Annotated in this window: 14 protein-coding genes and 1 pseudogene; 11 read left to right on the plus strand and 4 right to left on the minus strand. The window is 55.5% G+C overall.

Annotation, left to right across the window (positions count from 1 at the left end):
* Positions 1-63: 63 nt before the first annotated feature.
* The 7 genes from lepA (at position 64) to acpS (ending at position 6,666) form a co-directional block, all read left to right on the plus strand.
* Positions 64-1,863, plus strand: a complete 1,800-nt coding sequence (lepA, locus tag ACFX4U_RS18470; RefSeq protein ID WP_017459040.1) for a translation elongation factor 4 — start codon at positions 64-66, stop codon at positions 1,861-1,863.
* A 15-nt stretch (positions 1,864-1,878) separates the two neighbouring features.
* A complete protein-coding gene (gene lepB, locus ACFX4U_RS18475) occupies positions 1,879-2,853 on the plus strand; it encodes a signal peptidase I (protein WP_017459039.1) in 975 nt (324 codons plus the stop codon).
* A gap of 210 nt (positions 2,854-3,063) precedes the next feature.
* On the plus strand, positions 3,064-3,744 hold the full coding sequence (gene rnc / locus ACFX4U_RS18480) for a ribonuclease III (RefSeq protein ID WP_025263878.1): 681 nt from the start codon (positions 3,064-3,066) through the stop codon (positions 3,742-3,744).
* Entirely contained in the window at positions 3,741-4,646 is a 906-nt protein-coding gene (gene era, locus ACFX4U_RS18485) for a GTPase Era (RefSeq protein ID WP_305735295.1), read from the plus strand. The genes rnc and era overlap by 4 nt, the downstream gene beginning before the upstream one ends.
* Before the next feature lie 134 nt (positions 4,647-4,780).
* A complete protein-coding gene (gene recO, locus ACFX4U_RS18490) occupies positions 4,781-5,488 on the plus strand; it encodes a DNA repair protein RecO (RefSeq protein WP_017459036.1) in 708 nt (235 codons plus the stop codon).
* Between the two features lie 66 nt (positions 5,489-5,554).
* Positions 5,555-6,286: a pyridoxine 5'-phosphate synthase gene (gene pdxJ, locus ACFX4U_RS18495; protein WP_017459035.1), complete on the plus strand. Its 732-nt coding sequence runs from the start codon at positions 5,555-5,557 to the stop codon at positions 6,284-6,286.
* On the plus strand, positions 6,286-6,666 hold the full coding sequence (gene acpS / locus ACFX4U_RS18500; RefSeq protein ID WP_313507636.1) for a holo-ACP synthase: 381 nt from the start codon (positions 6,286-6,288) through the stop codon (positions 6,664-6,666). The genes pdxJ and acpS overlap by 1 nt, the downstream gene beginning before the upstream one ends.
* On the opposite strand, the gene ACFX4U_RS18505 is transcribed toward acpS, so the two are convergent.
* Complete coding sequence (locus ACFX4U_RS18505; RefSeq protein ID WP_017459033.1) at positions 6,663-6,923, minus strand: YfhL family 4Fe-4S dicluster ferredoxin; 261 nt, start codon at positions 6,921-6,923, stop codon at positions 6,663-6,665. The genes acpS and ACFX4U_RS18505 overlap by 4 nt on opposite strands.
* Before the next feature lie 350 nt (positions 6,924-7,273).
* Here ACFX4U_RS18505 and ACFX4U_RS18510 point away from each other — a divergent pair, with 350 nt between their 5' ends.
* The gene (locus ACFX4U_RS18510) at positions 7,274-8,569 is read left to right on the plus strand and encodes an SGNH/GDSL hydrolase family protein (protein ID WP_313507635.1); all 1,296 of its coding nucleotides are present in this window, start codon (positions 7,274-7,276) and stop codon (positions 8,567-8,569) included.
* A gap of 35 nt (positions 8,570-8,604) precedes the next feature.
* On the opposite strand, the gene ACFX4U_RS18515 is transcribed toward ACFX4U_RS18510, so the two are convergent.
* Positions 8,605-9,453: a MurR/RpiR family transcriptional regulator gene (locus ACFX4U_RS18515; protein ID WP_305735298.1), complete on the minus strand. Its 849-nt coding sequence runs from the start codon at positions 9,451-9,453 to the stop codon at positions 8,605-8,607.
* A 130-nt stretch (positions 9,454-9,583) separates the two neighbouring features.
* The gene (locus ACFX4U_RS18520; protein WP_200550124.1) at positions 9,584-10,828 is read right to left on the minus strand and encodes an MFS transporter; all 1,245 of its coding nucleotides are present in this window, start codon (positions 10,826-10,828) and stop codon (positions 9,584-9,586) included.
* A 193-nt stretch (positions 10,829-11,021) separates the two neighbouring features.
* Between ACFX4U_RS18520 and yfhb the strand changes: the two genes are divergently transcribed.
* A complete protein-coding gene (yfhb, locus tag ACFX4U_RS18525) occupies positions 11,022-11,657 on the plus strand; it encodes a phosphatidylglycerophosphatase C (protein WP_065370330.1) in 636 nt (211 codons plus the stop codon).
* Positions 11,658-11,698: 41 nt separating this feature from the next.
* A pseudogene (tadA, locus tag ACFX4U_RS18530) lies at positions 11,699-12,227 on the plus strand (tRNA adenosine(34) deaminase TadA).
* 19 nt (positions 12,228-12,246) lie between these two features.
* Here the strand turns inward: tadA and mltF are convergent.
* Positions 12,247-13,839 (minus strand): membrane-bound lytic murein transglycosylase MltF, encoded by a 1,593-nt coding sequence (gene mltF, locus ACFX4U_RS18535; protein ID WP_238593057.1) that lies wholly within the window; start codon positions 13,837-13,839, stop codon positions 12,247-12,249.
* A 239-nt stretch (positions 13,840-14,078) separates the two neighbouring features.
* On the opposite strand from mltF, the gene purL reads away from it, so the two are divergent.
* Positions 14,079-17,966, plus strand: coding sequence for a phosphoribosylformylglycinamidine synthase (gene purL / locus ACFX4U_RS18540; RefSeq protein WP_313507633.1), 3,888 nt, complete (start codon positions 14,079-14,081; stop codon positions 17,964-17,966).
* Positions 17,967-17,968 lie beyond the last annotated feature (2 nt).

The raw sequence follows: 17,968 nt of genomic DNA on the forward strand, positions 1-17,968 counted from the left end.
AGTACATTGACGTCAGGCGCGTACAGGCCTCTTAGTTACTCGTAAGGCATAAAAACTCACTATATGAAGAATATTCGTAACTTTTCGATCATCGCTCACATCGACCACGGTAAGTCGACGCTGTCTGACCGTATCATCCAGATTTGCGGTGGTCTTTCCGATCGCGAAATGGAAGCCCAGGTTCTTGATTCCATGGATCTTGAACGTGAGCGCGGCATTACCATCAAAGCGCAAAGTGTCACGCTGGATTACAAAGCCAACAATGGCGAAACCTACCAACTGAACTTTATCGATACCCCCGGTCACGTTGACTTCTCCTACGAGGTTTCCCGTTCGCTCGCCGCTTGCGAAGGTGCTCTGCTGGTGGTGGATGCAGGTCAGGGCGTGGAAGCGCAGACGCTGGCAAACTGCTATACCGCCATCGAGATGGATCTGGAAGTCGTACCGGTGCTGAATAAAATCGACCTGCCAGCCGCCGATCCTGAACGTGTAGCAGAAGAAATTGAAGACATTGTTGGCATCGACGCCACCGATGCGGTGCGCTGCTCGGCGAAAACCGGCGTGGGCGTGCCTGACGTGCTGGAGCGCCTGGTGCGTGACATTCCGCCGCCGGAAGGCGATCCGGATGCGCCGTTGCAGGCACTGATTATCGACTCCTGGTTCGATAACTACCTTGGCGTGGTTTCTCTGGTGCGTATCAAAAATGGCACTATGCGCAAAGGCGACAAAATTAAAGTAATGAGCACCGGGCAGGTTTATAACGCTGACCGCCTGGGGATTTTCACGCCGAAACAGGTTGATCGCACCGAACTGAAGTGCGGCGAAGTAGGCTGGCTGGTTTGCGCGATTAAAGACATTCTCGGCGCGCCAGTGGGCGATACCCTGACGACTTCCCGCAATCCGGCAGATAAAGCGCTGCCAGGCTTTAAGAAGGTAAAACCGCAGGTTTACGCCGGTTTGTTCCCGGTCAGTTCTGACGATTACGAAAACTTCCGCGATGCGCTTGGCAAATTGAGCCTCAATGATGCCTCGTTGTTCTACGAGCCAGAAAGCTCCACCGCGCTGGGCTTTGGTTTCCGCTGCGGCTTCCTCGGTCTGCTGCACATGGAGATCATCCAGGAGCGCCTTGAGCGCGAATACGATCTGGATCTGATCACTACCGCACCGACCGTAGTCTACGAAGTGCAGACCACCAATAAAGAAGTGGTTTACGTCGATAGCCCGTCTAAGCTGCCGCCGCTGAACAACATTGACGAGCTGCGCGAGCCTATCGCCGAGTGTCACATGCTGCTGCCGCAGGAATACCTGGGCAACGTTATCACGCTGTGCGTAGAGAAACGTGGTGTGCAGACCAACATGGTTTACCACGGCAACCAGGTTGCGCTGACTTATGAAATCCCGATGGCGGAAGTGGTGCTGGACTTCTTCGATCGTCTGAAGTCAACGTCGCGCGGTTATGCGTCGCTCGATTACAACTTCAAACGCTTCCAGGCTTCTAACATGGTGCGTGTGGACGTGCTGATCAACGGTGAGCGTGTGGATGCGCTGGCGCTGATCACTCATAACGATAACGCACCGTACCGTGGTCGTGAACTGGTCGAGAAAATGAAAGAACTGATCCCGCGTCAGCAGTTTGATATCGCGATTCAGGCGGCGATCGGTAACCACATTATTGCCCGTTCGACAGTGAAACAGCTGCGTAAAAACGTGCTGGCGAAATGCTACGGCGGTGACGTGAGCCGCAAGAAAAAACTGCTGCAGAAACAGAAAGAAGGTAAGAAACGCATGAAGCAGGTCGGCAACGTCGAACTGCCGCAGGAAGCGTTCCTTGCCATTCTGCATGTGGGCAAAGATAGCAAATAATTCTAAGGAGTTGGCATGGCGAACATGTTTGCCCTGATCCTGGTGATCGCGACCCTGGTGACGGGTTTTTTATGGTGCCTTGATAAGTTTATTTTTGCACCAAAACGCCGGGATCGTCAGGCCGCTGCGCAAGTTGCGACAGGCGATGCGCTCGATGCAAAAACGCTGAAAAAGATCGGTCCGAAGCCTGGCTGGCTGGAGACCGGTGCTTCCGTATTCCCGGTGCTGGCCATTGTGCTGGTGGTGCGTTCGTTTATTTACGAACCGTTCCAGATCCCATCTGGTTCAATGATGCCAACGCTGCTTATCGGTGATTTCATTCTGGTGGAGAAGTTTGCCTACGGAATTAAAGATCCGATCTACCAGAAAACGCTGATTGAAACCGGTCATCCGAAACGCGGTGACATTGCGGTATTTAAATACCCGGACGATCCGCGTCTGGATTACATCAAGCGTGTGGTTGGCGTACCGGGCGATAAAGTGACCTACGATCCGGTGACCAAACAAGTGACCGTGCAGCCGAACTGTAGCTCGGGTCAGGCTTGCGGTAGTGCTCTGCCTATCACTTACAGTAACGTTGAAGAGAGCGATTTTGTGCAGACCTTCGGACGTCGCTCCGGTGGTGAAGCAAGCAGCGGTTTCTTCCAGTTACCGAAAGGCCAGTCCCTGCCGGATGGCGTACGTTTAACCGAGCGTAAAGAGACGCTGGGGGATGTGACGCACCGCATTCTGACCGTGCCTATCGCGCAGGATCAACTGGGGATCTACTACCGTCAGCAGAGCCAGCCGCTGGCCACCTGGATTGTGCCGCCCGGCCATTACTTCATGATGGGCGACAACCGCGATAACAGCGCAGACAGCCGCTACTGGGGCTTTGTGCCGGAAGCGAACCTGGTTGGTCGCGCCACGGCAATTTGGATGAGTTTCGAAAAACAAGAAGGTGAATGGCCGACAGGCGTGCGCCTGAATCGTATCGGCGGAATTCATTAATTAACCAGGGCGCAATCACTGCGATTGCGCCCTGAATTATTTCCAATATTATTCCTACCAGACTAACGACAACCCCGGTCGTTGCGTATAGAATATTCCCCCGAAGTTTAAGGCTGGTTCCCCCGGGCGCCACAGCACACGAAACCGCGTTGGTTTTCTCAGGTCGGTTTCGTGTGCTGCATTGTTGACGCATTTATTTATTGGTATCGCATGAACCCCATCGTAATTAATCGGCTTCAACGGAAGCTGGGCTACACTTTTCAACATCATGATCTGTTGCAGCAGGCATTAACCCACCGCAGCGCCAGTAGCAAACATAACGAGCGTCTCGAATTTCTCGGCGACTCTATTTTAAGTTATGTGATTGCTAACGCGCTCTATCATCGTTTCCCGCGCGTGGACGAAGGTGATATGAGCCGCATGCGCGCGACGCTGGTGCGTGGAAATACGCTGGCGGAAATTGCCCGCGAATTCGAGCTGGGTGAGTGTCTGCGCTTAGGGCCGGGCGAACTGAAAAGCGGCGGTTTTCGCCGTGAATCCATTCTGGCAGACACCGTTGAGGCGTTAATTGGCGGGGTGTTCCTTGATAGCGATATTCAGACCGTCGAAAAATTAATTCTGAGCTGGTATCAAACGCGCCTTGATGAAATCAGTCCTGGCGATAAACAAAAAGATCCGAAAACGCGCCTGCAGGAGTTTTTGCAGGGCCGTCATTTGCCGCTGCCGTCTTATCTGGTGGTGCAGGTGCGCGGCGAAGCGCACGATCAGGAATTTACTATCCACTGCCAGGTCAGCGGCCTGAGTGAACCGGTGGTTGGCACGGGTTCCAGCCGTCGCAAGGCGGAGCAGGCTGCCGCCGAACAGGCGCTGAAAAAACTGGAGCTGGAATGAGCGAAGAAAAAACCTATTGCGGATTTATTGCCATCGTCGGACGTCCCAACGTTGGCAAATCCACCCTGTTGAATAATCTGCTTGGGCAGAAGATTTCTATCACCTCTCGTAAGGCGCAAACCACGCGCCACCGCATCGTCGGTATCCATACTGAGGGCGCGTATCAGGCGATTTACGTCGATACCCCAGGCCTGCACATGGAAGAGAAACGCGCCATCAACCGTCTGATGAACAAAGCTGCCAGCAGCTCCATCGGTGACGTTGAACTGATCATTTTCGTTGTCGAAGGTACCCGCTGGACGCCGGACGACGAAATGGTGCTGAACAAGTTGCGTGACGGCAAAACGCCGGTGATCCTCGCGGTCAACAAAGTGGACAACGTGCAGGAGAAGGCCGATCTGCTACCGCACCTGCAGTGGCTGGGCAGCCAGATGAACTTCCTCGATATCGTTCCGCTGTCTGCAGAGACCGGTCTGAACGTTGATACCATCGCCGGCATCGTGCGTAAGCATCTGCCGGAAGCGGTGCATCACTTCCCGGAAGATTATGTGACCGACCGCTCACAGCGCTTTATGGCCTCGGAAATCATCCGTGAAAAACTGATGCGTTTTCTCGGTGCGGAACTGCCGTACTCGGTCACCGTGGAGATCGAACAGTTCGTGACCAACGAACGCGGTGGTTATGACATCAACGGGTTGATCCTTGTTGAGCGCGAAGGGCAGAAGAAGATGGTGATTGGCAACAAAGGTTCCAAAATCAAAACCATCGGTATTGAAGCCCGTAAAGATATGGAAGAGATGTTCGAAGCTAAAGTTCATCTTGAGCTGTGGGTGAAAGTGAAATCCGGCTGGGCCGACGACGAACGCGCGCTGCGTAGTCTCGGTTACGTAGACGATCTCTAAGAGCCTGCTCTCTATGGCTCCCGGGTTGCAGGCAGACGGCCAGGCCGTGAGTGTTCAGGCGCTTGCTCGAATAAGCGCTCTGGATAAGCGGATAAAGCCAGCGCTCCTGCAGCCTGAAAGACGACGAGAATAATATGGAAGGCTGGCAGCGCGCTTTTGTTCTGCATAGTCGCCCGTGGAGCGAAACCAGCCTGATGCTGGACGTCTTCACGGAAGAGTCTGGCCGTGTGCGCCTTGTTGCCAAAGGCGCACGTTCCAAACGCTCTAATCTTAAGGGCGCATTACAGCCTTTCACTCCTCTGCTGGTGCGCTTTGGCGGGCGTGGCGAAGTCAAAACGCTGCGCAGCGCGGAAGCGGTATCGCTGGCACTGCCGCTGAGCGGCATCACGCTCTACAGCGGTCTCTACGTTAACGAACTTATCTCCCGCGTGCTTGAACACGAGACGCGCTTTTCTGAACTCTTTTTTGATTATCTGCACTGTATCCAGGCCCTGGCAGGCGTCACCAGCACGCCGGAACCGGTGCTGCGCCGTTTTGAGCTGGCGCTGCTCGGCCATCTGGGTTATGGCGTCGATTTTCTCCACTGCGCTGGCAGCGGCGAGCCGGTCGATGATGTCATGACTTATCGTTACCGGGAAGAGAAGGGCTTTATTGCCAGCGTCGTGATAGATAACAGCACTTTTACCGGGCGGCATTTACGCGCACTGGCGGAGCGAGAGTTCCCGGATGCCGACACACTACGCGCCGCAAAGCGCTTTACCCGTATCGCGTTAAAGCCGTATCTTGGTGGCAAACCGCTGAAAAGCCGGGAGCTGTTCCGGCAGTTCGTGCCAAAAAGATAGCAGAATAACAACCGGGCTGGCGCGGCGAAGCACGCGTCAGTACCTTTGAGAACATTGAGGATTGTCATGGCTGAATTACTGTTGGGCGTCAACATCGATCACATCGCCACACTGCGTAACGCGCGCGGGACGGCCTATCCGGATCCGGTTCAGGCCGCTTTTATCGCTGAGCAAGCAGGCGCTGATGGTATCACTGTGCATTTGCGTGAAGATCGTCGTCATATCACCGACCGCGACGTGCGCATTCTGCGCCAGACCTTGCATACCCGAATGAATCTGGAAATGGCGGTGACCGAAGAGATGCTGGCGATTGCCTGCGAAACCAAACCGCATTTTTGCTGCCTGGTGCCGGAAAAACGCCAGGAAGTGACCACCGAAGGCGGGCTGGATGTTGCTGGCCAGCGCGAGAAAATGCGCGATGCCTGCCAACGCCTGGCGCAGGCGGGCATCCTGGTGTCGCTGTTTATCGATGCTGATGCTGAGCAGATCAAAGCGGCGGCAGAGGTTGGTGCACCGTACATCGAAATTCATACCGGTTGCTACGCGGATGCGAAAAGCGATGCCGATCAGGCAAAAGAGCTGGAACGCATTGCAAAAGCGGCGACCTACGCGGCAAGCCTTGGCCTGAAAGTCAACGCCGGGCACGGACTGACCTATCACAACGTCAAAGCCATTGCCGCGCTGCCGGAAATGCACGAGCTGAACATTGGCCACGCCATTATTGGTCGCGCGGTGATGAGCGGCCTGAAAGAGGCGGTAGCAGAGATGAAACGGTTGATGCTGGAAGCGCGCGCGTAATGGCGATTCTGGGATTAGGTACGGATATCGTCGAGATAGCCCGCATCGAAGCGGTGGTCGCCCGTAGTGGCGATCGCCTGGCTAAACGGGTGCTGAGCGACAACGAGTGGGCGCTGTATCAGGCGCATCAGCAGCCGGTTCGCTTTCTGGCGAAACGCTTTGCGGTCAAAGAGGCGGCGGCAAAAGCTTTAGGCACAGGGATCCGTAATGGGCTGGCGTTTAATCAGTTCGAAGTGTTCAACGACGCGCTGGGCAAACCGAGCCTGCGTCTTTGGGATGAAGCAAAGCGAATGGCGGAACAGATGGGCGTGCGCGCCATGCATGTGACGCTGGCGGATGAACGCCATTACGCCTGCGCGACGGTGATTATCGAGAGCTAAATCTTGTCTGCGTGGTGCATCAGAACAAACTTGTCCCACAGCTGTTCTTCAGTTTCCACATGTGCCGGATCTTTGAGGATGGTATTGGGTATCGGGCACACCTTCTGGCAAGTCGGGGTTTCGTAGTGGCCGACGCACTCGGTACACCGATCGCTGTTGATCTCATAAATGCTGTCGCCCATCGAAATGGCTTCGTTCGGACACTCCGGTTCGCACATGTCGCAATTGATGCAGCGTTTTGTAATTAGTAAAGCCATTTCAAAGAATTACCGTCAAATCTGGATGCTATCTGGAAACTACTGAATATTAACCGGCGCACTTTACCACAGAAACCGGATAGCCCCAATCACGATGATGCTTTTGCGCACAAAAGCGGCGCGGGGCAACATTCCTACTCCTTCCTGCGACATGTCGGCGAATGTTCTTAATTAAGCATAAGAAAAGCACCATTGACCGGATAATATTTCTGCGCTGAAAATAGAAATGACACTCGCGCGAATAGAGTGTGGTGGGTTTTTATTGATTAAGAATAATTACCCCACCTGTGATATACAAATATTGCCTACATTTAGCGCGACCTGACAGGGATAATTAATAAGGGACTATGATGAAAAGAGCGAAATTATATCTCGCATTGATTTCCAGTATCACAAGCGGGCTGGCGAATGCGGCGAATGAGTATATCTATACAACGCCGGTACCGCCTGCGTATGAATCCTCCGCAAACCAGCGTGCGTTGCGGACAAACGAAGAGACCTCAACCTATATCAAATGTGTGTATAACATCGATAATCAGGACCAAAGCAATCCGGCTTCGTCATGGACATGGGCACGCGACGGGAGTAACTATCTAAAGCTGCGCGGGTATTGGTATAGCGCCACGCCGCTGGCAAATATGTTTTATAGCGAATCATCCTACGCAAGCCTGGTGAATATCTGTCGGAGTACGTTAAAGGCCAGCAATATTAATGCAGAAACCGTTATTCCTTATGCATCCGATTACACGCTGTCCTGGTATTATATGATTTGGCATCAGGGGCAGGCACAATCGGCGATAATGTTCGGCAATAATAAAATTGATCGCATGGTCATATTTGGCGACAGCCTTAGCGATACGATTAATGTTTATAATGGCTCGTATGGCACGGTTCCAAATCACGCATCGTGGTTTCTTGGCCATTTTTCTAATGGCAAAGTCTGGCACGAATATCTGGGCGGTTCGCTGAATTTGCCGGGCTACGTTTGGGCGACCGCCAATGCGGAAAGCGGCGAGAAACCGTTGTTTAACGGTTTTGACAAGCAACTGGATTCTTTCAGCGCTTATCTGGGTAAAACAGAGAACTATGACATTGCGCAGACACTGTTTACGGTGCTGTTTGGCGGTAATGATTTTATCACTGGTGCAAAAATGCCGGACGATATCATCGCTACGTATCGCGTACAGCTGGCGCGTCTGGCGGCATTGGGCGCGCAGCATATTGCGATATTCAGGCTGCCTGATTTTTCTGTCATTCCCAATGTCGCTACGTGGACACCAGCGGAAAAAGAGGCGCTAAAAAACAAATCAGAGAATTTTAACCAGCAGTTGGACCAGCTACTCGGCGAATTACGCACCGCATACCCGAAAGCAAATTTTTTCACCGTCAAACTGGATAGCGCATTTAATGATCTGCTCAGTGAAAGCGGTAAATATGGCTTTGTTAATACCAGCGAAACTTGCCTGGATATCTCCGCTTCGGGCATCTCTTACGCCACAGGCGTTGCGGTGAAGCAGGCATGTAAAGCGGCGAACGGGGCGTTTGTTTTCTGGGATAATATGCACCCGACCACCAAAACCCATGCTCTGCTCGCGGAAATGATGCGGGAGGAGATAGTGCAACATCTGACCAACGGCGGCGAGTAACGCGCTAAAGCTCCTCGTCCGCCAGGGCGGGGAGGCTACACCAGTTTTTTCACCAGCTCTTCGCTATGGCGAATACGCTCCGGCGCATGCTCAAGATCCTGTTGCACCAGCGCCATAAACAGCAAATCCGTAAGCATCATTTGCGCGCTGGTGGAAGAAATCGCCGCGCTGCGTGTAGTTTGCTCTTCGGCGATGGTGTACAGGCAGTGCGTGGCCCGCTGTTGTAATGCGTTTGGCGTGAAGCCGGTTATGGCGAGGATCTTGCCGCCAACGCGCAGTGTCTCATCGGCCGCCATGTTGATTTCGCGGCGTTCGCCGCTATAAGAGACCGGCAGCAACAGATCGCCCGACTCCATCGCCTGCACGGTTGCCAGCAGCGCGTGCATATCCTGCTCGACTACGGCGTTAACGCCGATTTTCATCAGTTTCCAGCCAAAATTACGTGCGACCAGCCCGGAAGCGCCGATACCCGTCAGGATAATGCGCCGTGCTTCGCGCAGCAGCCGCACGCTCTCCAGCAGTTTCTCCTCGCTGTTGACATCCAGCGAGGCATGCATGGCGCTCTGGTACTCTTTAATCAGCTTTTCGCCCACCACCCGCAGCGGATCATCGCCACGGATCTGGTTATGCACCGGCACAGACCACGGGTTGCTATTGCTGGCTAACGCTTCGCTGATCGCCAGCTTCATCGCCGGAAAGCCTTTAAAATCCATCTTCTGGGCAAATTTCACGACGCTTGACTGGCTGACACCTGCTTCGGCGGCCAGTTGTTGCGAACTCAAATGGCGGGCGCGATCGGGGTTTTCCAGCAGAAATTCCGCCAGCTTTTTATCGCTCTGCGCAAGGCCTGGGTAGCGCTGGCGAATGCGGATTAGACAATTCATAAGATCTCCGGGAGCAAACCCATCCGCGATATTTTGCCGATGAACGAATTTTATATTCCAGTAATAGATTGCGATTATGAATTAAAAATTCTTTTAGCACAAAATATCCCTGAATGGGTTTTGACAGCGATCAAGAGGATCCGCTGAGGCTGTGTTGTTTAACCTTCGGGGAATTATCGAGCAGGCGAATTGCCGGAATAAAACTGGCACCTGCGCAGGCAATGACCACCGCGATTGCCGAGGCGATCAGCACGTTACTGCTACCGAAGTGCGTCGCCAGTGGCCCGGCGGCCAGCTCACCAACCGGAATGGCGATAAATGACCCCATTGCGTCGTAGGCATAAACTCGCGCCAGCTTCTCCGGTGGAATATGGGTTTGTAATGACTGCGCCCACGCTACGCCGAACAGGCCGAAACTGACACCCGCAAGAAAAAACGCGGCCAGCAACCATGCGGTAGAGACACTTTGGCTCAGGAGATAGATCGGCACTGCGCATACGGCAACCAGCATCACACCGATAAACAGGTCGCGTCGCGGACGCCAGCGCAGCGCGAGGAAGGAACCGACAATCAAGCCAACGCTCTGTGCGGCGACAATCACTCCCCAACGCGTACGGCCAAACGAGGCATCGGCAATGATCGGGCCGAGCACCATCACCACCCCGCTGAACGCGGCATTAATAATGGTGAACTGCACGACAATGGCCCACACCCAGGCGCGGCTGATGAACTCTTTCCAGCCATCGCGCAGATCTTGCAGGATATTGCTTTGCGCCGCTGTCTCCTGAATAGCACCCATGCGAATGGCCAGATAAAGCGGAGCCGAGGCGGCAAAGCCCAGCGCGTCAATCGCCAGCCCCCAGCCAGGCCCGACGGCGCTGGTGAGGATGCCACCGAGCGACGCGCCGACGACCGTTCCGCTATAAATACCAAGCTGGATAAACGCATTGGCTTCGCGCAGGTTATGCGCTGGCACCGTTTGCGGCACCAGCGCGGACGACGCTGGTAGCGCGATCCCCGCCGCTGCGCCGTTAATCGTGCCGAGGATCGCCAGGAGCATCACCGTCGCTGAACCGTCCAGCACCAGCCAGGCGACAACGCCTTGCGAACAGGCTGCGACCAGCGACGACAATACCAGAACCCGGCTGCGTGAATAGCGATCGGCCAGCACGCCGCCGACCAGTAAAAACGCCACGTTAAACAGCGAACGTGCAGCCACCACAATACCGAGCTCGGTGGCGGAACCGCCAATGTCCAGTACCGCAAAAGCCAGCGCAATGGGGGCAATGCCGTTACCGAGTACCGTCAGCAGACGGGCAAAAAACAGATGGCGAAACGGGGCAAAGTGAAAGGCGCGTGTATGTTGTGTTGTCATCAGGATCGCGGTGAATTAAAGGTTCTGGCCAGTGTAAATCATCCCTGGCTGGCTAACATAGCCGCTGATTATTACAGGTATCGGTGACCGATTGTTACCGGAAAAGTGAAGGTCTATCTGTTAGGCTATTGAAAGAGCGATCGCCAGAAGGAGAGGCCCGGCGGTCGAAGGTTAACCAACAGAGGACTCCCATTTGGCTAACAGCGAGCGCCGCGTCGTCTTTTTTGATCTTGATGGAACCCTGCATCAGCAGGATATGTTTGGCACGTTTCTGCGTTACGTTTTGCGTCATCAGCCGTTAAATGCGTTGCTGGTGCTGCCTTTGTTGCCGGTGATTGCGGGCGGATTATTACTCAAAGGACGCGCCGCGCGCTGGCCAATGAGCTTGCTGCTGTGGGGCTGCACGTTTGGCCATAGCGAACGCCATCTGAACGCGTTGCAGCAGAAATTTGTCAGCTGGTTTCGTGAGCATGTTACCGCCTTCCCGGTCGTGCAAACGCGGTTAACCAACTACCTGGCGGCGTCGGATGCGGATATCTGGTTAATTACCGGCTCGCCGCAGCCGCTGGTGGAGCAGGTCTATTTTGATACTCCCTGGCTCCCGCGCGTTAACCTGATAGCCAGCCAAATCAGCCGCCGCTACGGTGGCTGGGTGCTGACTATGCGCTGCCTCGGGCATGAAAAAGTCGCCCAGCTTGAACGCAAAATCGGTACACCGTTGCGTCTCTACAGCGGCTACAGCGACAGCAAGCAAGATAACCCGTTGCTCTATTTTTGCCAGCACCGCTGGCGCGTGACGCCACGTGGCGACTTGCAACAGCTGGAGTAGTGTCGAACCGATAACGGCTGTGTATAATGCGCTCCGCCTGAATTACTGGAGTAACTCGCTTTGTCCATTCCTGAACTGAATCACGACGTCTGGATGCGTCATGCGCTCACCCTGGCGAAACGCGCCTGGGAAGAGGGTGAAGTGCCGGTAGGCGCGGTGCTGGTGCATAACGGTCAGGTGATCGGCGAAGGCTGGAACCGGCCAATTGGCCGCCACGATCCTACCGCGCATGCGGAAATTATGGCGTTGCGCCAGGGCGGACTGGTGCTGCAAAACTACCGTCTTATTGATACCACTTTATATGTCACGCTGGAGCCATGCGTCATGTGCGCGGGTGCCATGGTGCACAGCCGTATCGGACAACTGGTCTTTGGTGCGCGGGATGCGAAGACCGGCGCGGCGGGATCGCTGATTGATGTGTTGCACCATCCGGGCATGAACCATCGGGTGGAGATAACCGAAGGCGTGTTACGCGACGAATGCGCCGCGATGCTGAGCGATTTTTTCCGCCAGCGTCGGCTGGAGAAAAAAGCCCTGAAAAAATCGGCTGGCGATCCCACGGTTTTCTAGCGCCTGGTGGCGTGAAGCGCTAGCGATTCACTTTCAGCGGATTTTGCACCAGCGCGTCGGATACCAGCAGCGGGTTACGCGGGAAAGCTTCATTAGCGGTTAACGCACTAAAGGGCAGCACGCCATAAGCCGGGCGATTTAACTCCTCGGTCGATACCGCCGGGTAACTTTTCGCCAGCTTCAGCGCTTTTGCGGCTTCTTTCTCTTTTTCCAGCAAATAACCGACCAGGCTAATTTCATACTTACGAATATTTTCTACATAGGCATAGGCTTCATGCCCGCGCGCGTAACCGTACGTCAGCTTGCTGTAGTACTGTTTCTGGCTTAATAACGGCAGACGCTGTTTCACATCGGCCCAACTGTCCGGATTGCCTTTCGTCTTTGCCGTTAATGCACGGGCATCCAGCATATGTGCGTAGCCCATATTGTAAGCCGCCAGCGCGAACCAGATTTTTTCATCCTGCGGAACGGTGTCCGGCACTTTGCTCATCATGTCCACCAGGTAACGCGCGCCGCCGCTGATGCTTTGCTCGGCGTCAGTGCGATCGCTTAAACCTAAGCTCTGCGCCGTATTACGCGTCAACATCATCAAGCCGCGAACGCCGGTGGGTGAGGTGGCCTGGGAATCCCAGTGTGACTCCTGATAGGAGATGGCCGCTAACAATCGCCAGTCGATCGCCTGGGCGTATTTTTCAAACAGCGGTTGCAGATCCGGCAGTACGCTATCGACGGCGCGTAAGAAGGTACGCGTGTCGACATAGTCAAAATCCTCGCCGTGGCCGAGGTACTTCTCCTCCAGCCGCGCAAGCGTACCGTCTTCATTCATATTATTAAAAAAATCGAGCATCGCAGCCGACAGCGTATTGTCGTCATCGCGCTTGCTAAACCAGGTGACGGGTTGCTCATCGGTAATATCCAGCGCCACCGCCAGCTCGGGATGCACGCGCTGGAACAGGCTAATGGCGACCGAATCGGCGACGGTGTAACTCAGTTTCCCGTCGACCACTTGTTGCAGCAGCGCGGTGGTGCCGAGCTTTTCATCCACCGTCCAGCTTAACTCCGGGTACTTCTTCTCTTTTATTTCGCGCAGATCGTCCAGCGCGACATGGCCGGGAGCGATGGTTAACTGGCTGGCATTCACGGATTCCAGCGTGCGCGGTCGATAGCTGCCCACGCGGTACACCAGTTGCTGAGAAACGGAGTAGTAAACCGGCCCGGTTTGGTAATTTTTCACCCGCTCGCTGTTGTAGACCAACCCGGCGGCGAGCATATCGGCGTCGTCATTATCAAGGTCGTCAAACAGTTGGCTGATATTCTGCCGTACCGTGACTTTCAGTTTAACGCCAAGGTAATCGGCGAAGTGCTGCGCAAGATCGTAATCCAGCCCGTACGTTTTGCCATCAATGGTATTGTAAGTCAGTGGTGTGGCGACCGTACTGACGCGCAGCTCCCCACGAGCTTTGATCGCCGCGATGCGATTGTCGGCTTTGCCGAACCAGGGGATAGAAGGCCACAGGGCCGCTGCCAGCAGCAGGGTGACAATGCCGATGAGCAGATAATTAATCTTAAATTTTTTCAAGGAGTTAATTCTCTGCGCCGTGCTTTGCCTCAGAAGGTTCTCGTGATGATAACAGTAAGGTTTGTCGGTGATTGAGCGGCATTCTGCGCAACAAAACGCCAGTTGGCAACTAATTAGAGCATTCGGCGACAGCTATTGTTAAAAATTGACGGCGATTTTATTTCGACGCAAACGGTTTCGTCGGCGCGCAGGATTCTCTATAATGACGCCCGTTTTCCCCTGGTGCACACTTAAAGCGTCCCCGACGCTTCGTAATCGAAGACGAGAGACTTATGATGGAAATTCTGCGTGGTTCGCCTGCATTGTCCGCTTTCCGTATCAACAAACTGCTGGCACGTTTTCAGGCTGCCAACCTCCCGGTAAGCAACATTTACGCCGAATACGCTCACTTCGCCGATCTGAATGATGGGCTGACAGAAGATGAATACGCGCGGCTCCAGCGTCTGCTGAAATACGGCCCAAGCCTTAGCAGCCATACCCCGACCGGAAAATTACTGCTCGTCACTCCTCGTCCCGGCACCATCTCTCCCTGGTCTTCTAAAGCCACCGATATCGCTCACAACTGCGGCCTCAACAAAATCAATCGCCTTGAGCGCGGCGTCGCTTATTACGTTGACGCAGCCGGGCTGACTGACGCGCAGTGGAACGACGTTGCCGCAGAGCTGCATGACCGCATGATGGAGAGCGTCTTCACTTCACAAGCAGACGCCGAACGCCTGTTTGAGCACCATCAGCCTGCGCCGGTACAGCGCGTGGACCTGCTCGGTGAAGGTCGTCAGGCACTGATTGACGCCAACCTGCGTCTGGGGCTTGCGCTGGCGGAAGACGAAATCGACTACCTGCAAGAGGCGTTTACCTGCCTCGGGCGCAATCCGAACGACATCGAGCTTTATATGTTCGCGCAGGCGAACTCTGAACACTGCCGCCACAAAATTTTCAACGCCGACTGGGTGATTGATGGCAAGCAGCAGCCGAAGTCGCTGTTCAAAATGATCAAAAACACCTTCGAGCAAACGCCGGATTTCGTGCTGTCGGCCTATAAAGATAACGCTGCGGTGATGGAAGGTTCCGAAGTGGGGCGTTTCTTCGCCGATCGCGGGGAAGGGCGTTACGACTACCATCAGGAACCGGCGCATATTCTGATGAAAGTGGAAACCCACAACCACCCGACGGCGATTTCGCCGTGGCCGGGTGCGGCGACAGGCTCCGGTGGCGAGATCCGCGACGAAGGCGCAACTGGCCGTGGCGCGAAGCCAAAAGCGGGGCTGGTGGGCTTTTCCGTTTCTAACCTGCGCATTCCTGGCTTTGAACAGCCGTGGGAAGAGGATTTCGGCAAACCGGATCGTATCGTCACCGCGCTGGATATCATGACCGACGGCCCGCTGGGCGGCGCGGCGTTCAACAATGAATTTGGTCGTCCGGCGCTGAACGGCTACTTCCGTACTTATGAAGAGAAAGTGAATAGCCATAACGGCGAGGAGCTGCGCGGCTACCACAAACCGATCATGCTGGCGGGCGGCATCGGCAACATTCGCGCCGATCACGTGCAGAAAGGTGAAATCACCGTTGGCGCTAAACTGATCGTGCTGGGTGGCCCGGCGATGAATATCGGTCTGGGCGGCGGCGCGGCTTCTTCGATGGCCTCTGGTCAGTCCGACGCCGATCTTGATTTTGCCTCCGTACAGCGCGACAACCCGGAGATGGAGCGTCGTTGCCAGGAGGTTATCGACCGCTGCTGGCAGCTGGGCGATGCCAACCCAATCCTCTTTATTCACGACGTTGGCGCGGGTGGTCTTTCTAACGCCATGCCGGAGCTGGTGAGCGACGGCGGCCGCGGTGGTCGTTTTGAGCTGCGCGATATTCTGAGCGATGAGCCGGGAATGAGCCCGCTGGAAATCTGGTGTAACGAATCGCAGGAGCGCTACGTGCTGGCAGTTGCCGCCGATCAACTGGCACTGTTTGACGAGTTGTGCCGCCGCGAGCGCGCGCCGTACGCGGTGATTGGTGAAGCGACGCAAGCGCAGCACCTGACGCTCAACGATAATCACTTTAACGATCAGCCGATCGACATGCCGCTGGATGTGCTGCTGGGTAAAACGCCGAAGATGACCCGCGATGTCGCGTCTCGTCAGGCGGCTGGCGAGGCGCTGAACGTGCAGGGCATTTCCATTGCCGATGCGGTTAACCGCGTGCTGCACCTGCCAACCGTGGCAGAAAAAACCTTCCTTGTGACCATCGGCGACCGCACGGTGACCGGCATGGTTGCGCGCGATCAGATGGTTGGCCCGTGGCAGATCCCGGTGGCGAACTGCGCGGTAACCACCGCCAGCCTCGATAGCTACTACGGTGAAGCGATGGCGCTGGGCGAACGTGCGCCGGTTGCGCTGCTGGACTTCGCCGCCTCTGCCCGCCTGGCGGTGGGGGAAGCGCTCACTAACATTGCCGCGACGCAGATTGGCGATATCAAACGCATTAAGCTGTCGGCGAACTGGATGGCTGCCGCCGGGCACCCTGGCGAAGACGCCGGGCTGTATGCGGCGGTGAAAGCGGTGGGCGAAGAGCTTTGTCCGGCGCTCGGTTTAACCATTCCGGTGGGTAAAGACTCCATGTCGATGAAAACCCGCTGGCAGGAAGGCAGCGAGCAGCGCGAAATGACCTCGCCGCTGTCACTGGTGATCACCGCGTTTGCCCGTGTTGAAGATGTCCGCGGCACGGTTACTCCGCAGCTTTCCACGGAAGATAACGCCCTGCTGCTGATTGACCTGGGTAATGGCAACAACGCACTGGGTGCCACCGCGCTGGCACAGGTTTACCGCCAGCTTGGCGACAAACCGGCTGATGTGCGTAACGTCGGACAACTCAAAGGCTTCTTTGATGCTATCCAGGCGCTGGTGGCGGACCGCAAACTGCTGGCCTACCACGATCGCTCCGATGGCGGCTTGCTGGTTACGCTGGCGGAGATGGCCTTTACCGGTCACTGCGGCATCAACGTTGATATCGCGTCTCTGGGCCAGGATCGTCTGGCGGCGTTGTTTAATGAAGAACTGGGCGCGGTGATTCAGGTGCGCGCGGCCGATCGTGAAGCGGTAGAAAGCGTGCTGGCGGCTTACGGCCTGGGTAATTGCGTTCACTATCTTGGTAATGCTGTCGCTGGCGATCGCTTTGTCATTGAGGCTGATGGTCAGGCGGTGTTCAGCGAAAGCCGCACTCAGCTGCGCATGTGGTGGGCGGAAACCACCTGGCAGATGCAGCGCCTGCGTGATAACCCGGAGTGTGCGGATCAGGAGCATCAGGCGAAAGCCAATGACAACGATCCGGGCCTCAACGTGAAGCTCTCTTTTGATATCAATGAAGATATCGCCGCGCCGTTTATTGCTACCGGCGCGCGCCCGAAAGTGGCTGTGCTGCGTGAACAAGGCGTTAACTCGCACGTTGAAATGGCGGCTGCATTCCATCGCGCCGGTTTTGATGCCATTGACGTGCATATGAGCGATCTACTGGCAGGGCGCACTGGCCTTGAGCACTTCCAGGCGCTGGTTGCCTGCGGCGGCTTCTCGTATGGAGATGTGCTGGGTGCAGGCGAGGGCTGGGCGAAATCGATTCTGTTCAACGAGCGCGTTCGTGACGAATTCGAAACCTTCTTTCACCGTCCGCAAACACTGGCGCTGGGCGTGTGTAACGGTTGCCAGATGATGTCTAACCTGCGTGAACTTATTCCTGGCAGCGAGCTGTGGCCGCGTTTTGTGCGTAACCACTCTGACCGCTTTGAAGCGCGCTTCAGCCTGGTGGAAGTGACGCAAAGCCCGTCGCTACTGCTGAGCGGTATGGTTGGCTCGCAGATGCCGATCGCTGTTTCTCATGGCGAAGGTCGCGTGGAAGTGCGTGATGGCGCGCATCTGGCGCAGCTGGAAGGCAAAGGGCTGGTGGCGTTGCGTTACGTGGATAACACCGGGGCCGTGACGGAAACTTACCCGGCGAACCCGAACGGCTCACCGAACGGCATTACGGCTGTGACCAGCGAAAGCGGGCGCGTAACCATTATGATGCCGCACCCGGAGCGCGTGTTCCGCACCGTTTCTAACTCCTGGCACCCGGAAAACTGGGGTGAAGACAGCCCGTGGATGCGTATCTTCCGCAACGCCCGTAAACAACTGGGTTAATT

The sequence above is a fragment of the Kosakonia sp. YIM B13588 genome (assembly GCF_042788165.1).
Lineage (GTDB): Bacteria > Pseudomonadota > Gammaproteobacteria > Enterobacterales > Enterobacteriaceae > Kosakonia > Kosakonia sacchari.

Bases quoted from the DNA above. Each gene is read 5' to 3' on its own strand.
- purL (WP_313507633.1), top strand. From the start codon at position 14,079: ATGATGGAAATTCTGCGTGGTTCGCCTGCATTGTCCGCTTTCCGTATC.
- acpS (WP_313507636.1), top strand. From the start codon at position 6,286: ATGGCGATTCTGGGATTAGGTACGGATATCGTCGAGATAGCCCGCATC.
- lepB (WP_017459039.1), top strand. From the start codon at position 1,879: ATGGCGAACATGTTTGCCCTGATCCTGGTGATCGCGACCCTGGTGACG.
- lepA (WP_017459040.1), top strand. From the start codon at position 64: ATGAAGAATATTCGTAACTTTTCGATCATCGCTCACATCGACCACGGT.
- ACFX4U_RS18520 (WP_200550124.1), bottom strand. From the start codon at position 10,828: ATGACAACACAACATACACGCGCCTTTCACTTTGCCCCGTTTCGCCAT.
- ACFX4U_RS18515 (WP_305735298.1), bottom strand. From the start codon at position 9,453: ATGAATTGTCTAATCCGCATTCGCCAGCGCTACCCAGGCCTTGCGCAG.
- ACFX4U_RS18505 (WP_017459033.1), bottom strand. From the start codon at position 6,923: ATGGCTTTACTAATTACAAAACGCTGCATCAATTGCGACATGTGCGAA.
- ACFX4U_RS18510 (WP_313507635.1), top strand. From the start codon at position 7,274: ATGAAAAGAGCGAAATTATATCTCGCATTGATTTCCAGTATCACAAGC.
- rnc (WP_025263878.1), top strand. From the start codon at position 3,064: ATGAACCCCATCGTAATTAATCGGCTTCAACGGAAGCTGGGCTACACT.
- pdxJ (WP_017459035.1), top strand. From the start codon at position 5,555: ATGGCTGAATTACTGTTGGGCGTCAACATCGATCACATCGCCACACTG.
- era (WP_305735295.1), top strand. From the start codon at position 3,741: ATGAGCGAAGAAAAAACCTATTGCGGATTTATTGCCATCGTCGGACGT.
- recO (WP_017459036.1), top strand. From the start codon at position 4,781: ATGGAAGGCTGGCAGCGCGCTTTTGTTCTGCATAGTCGCCCGTGGAGC.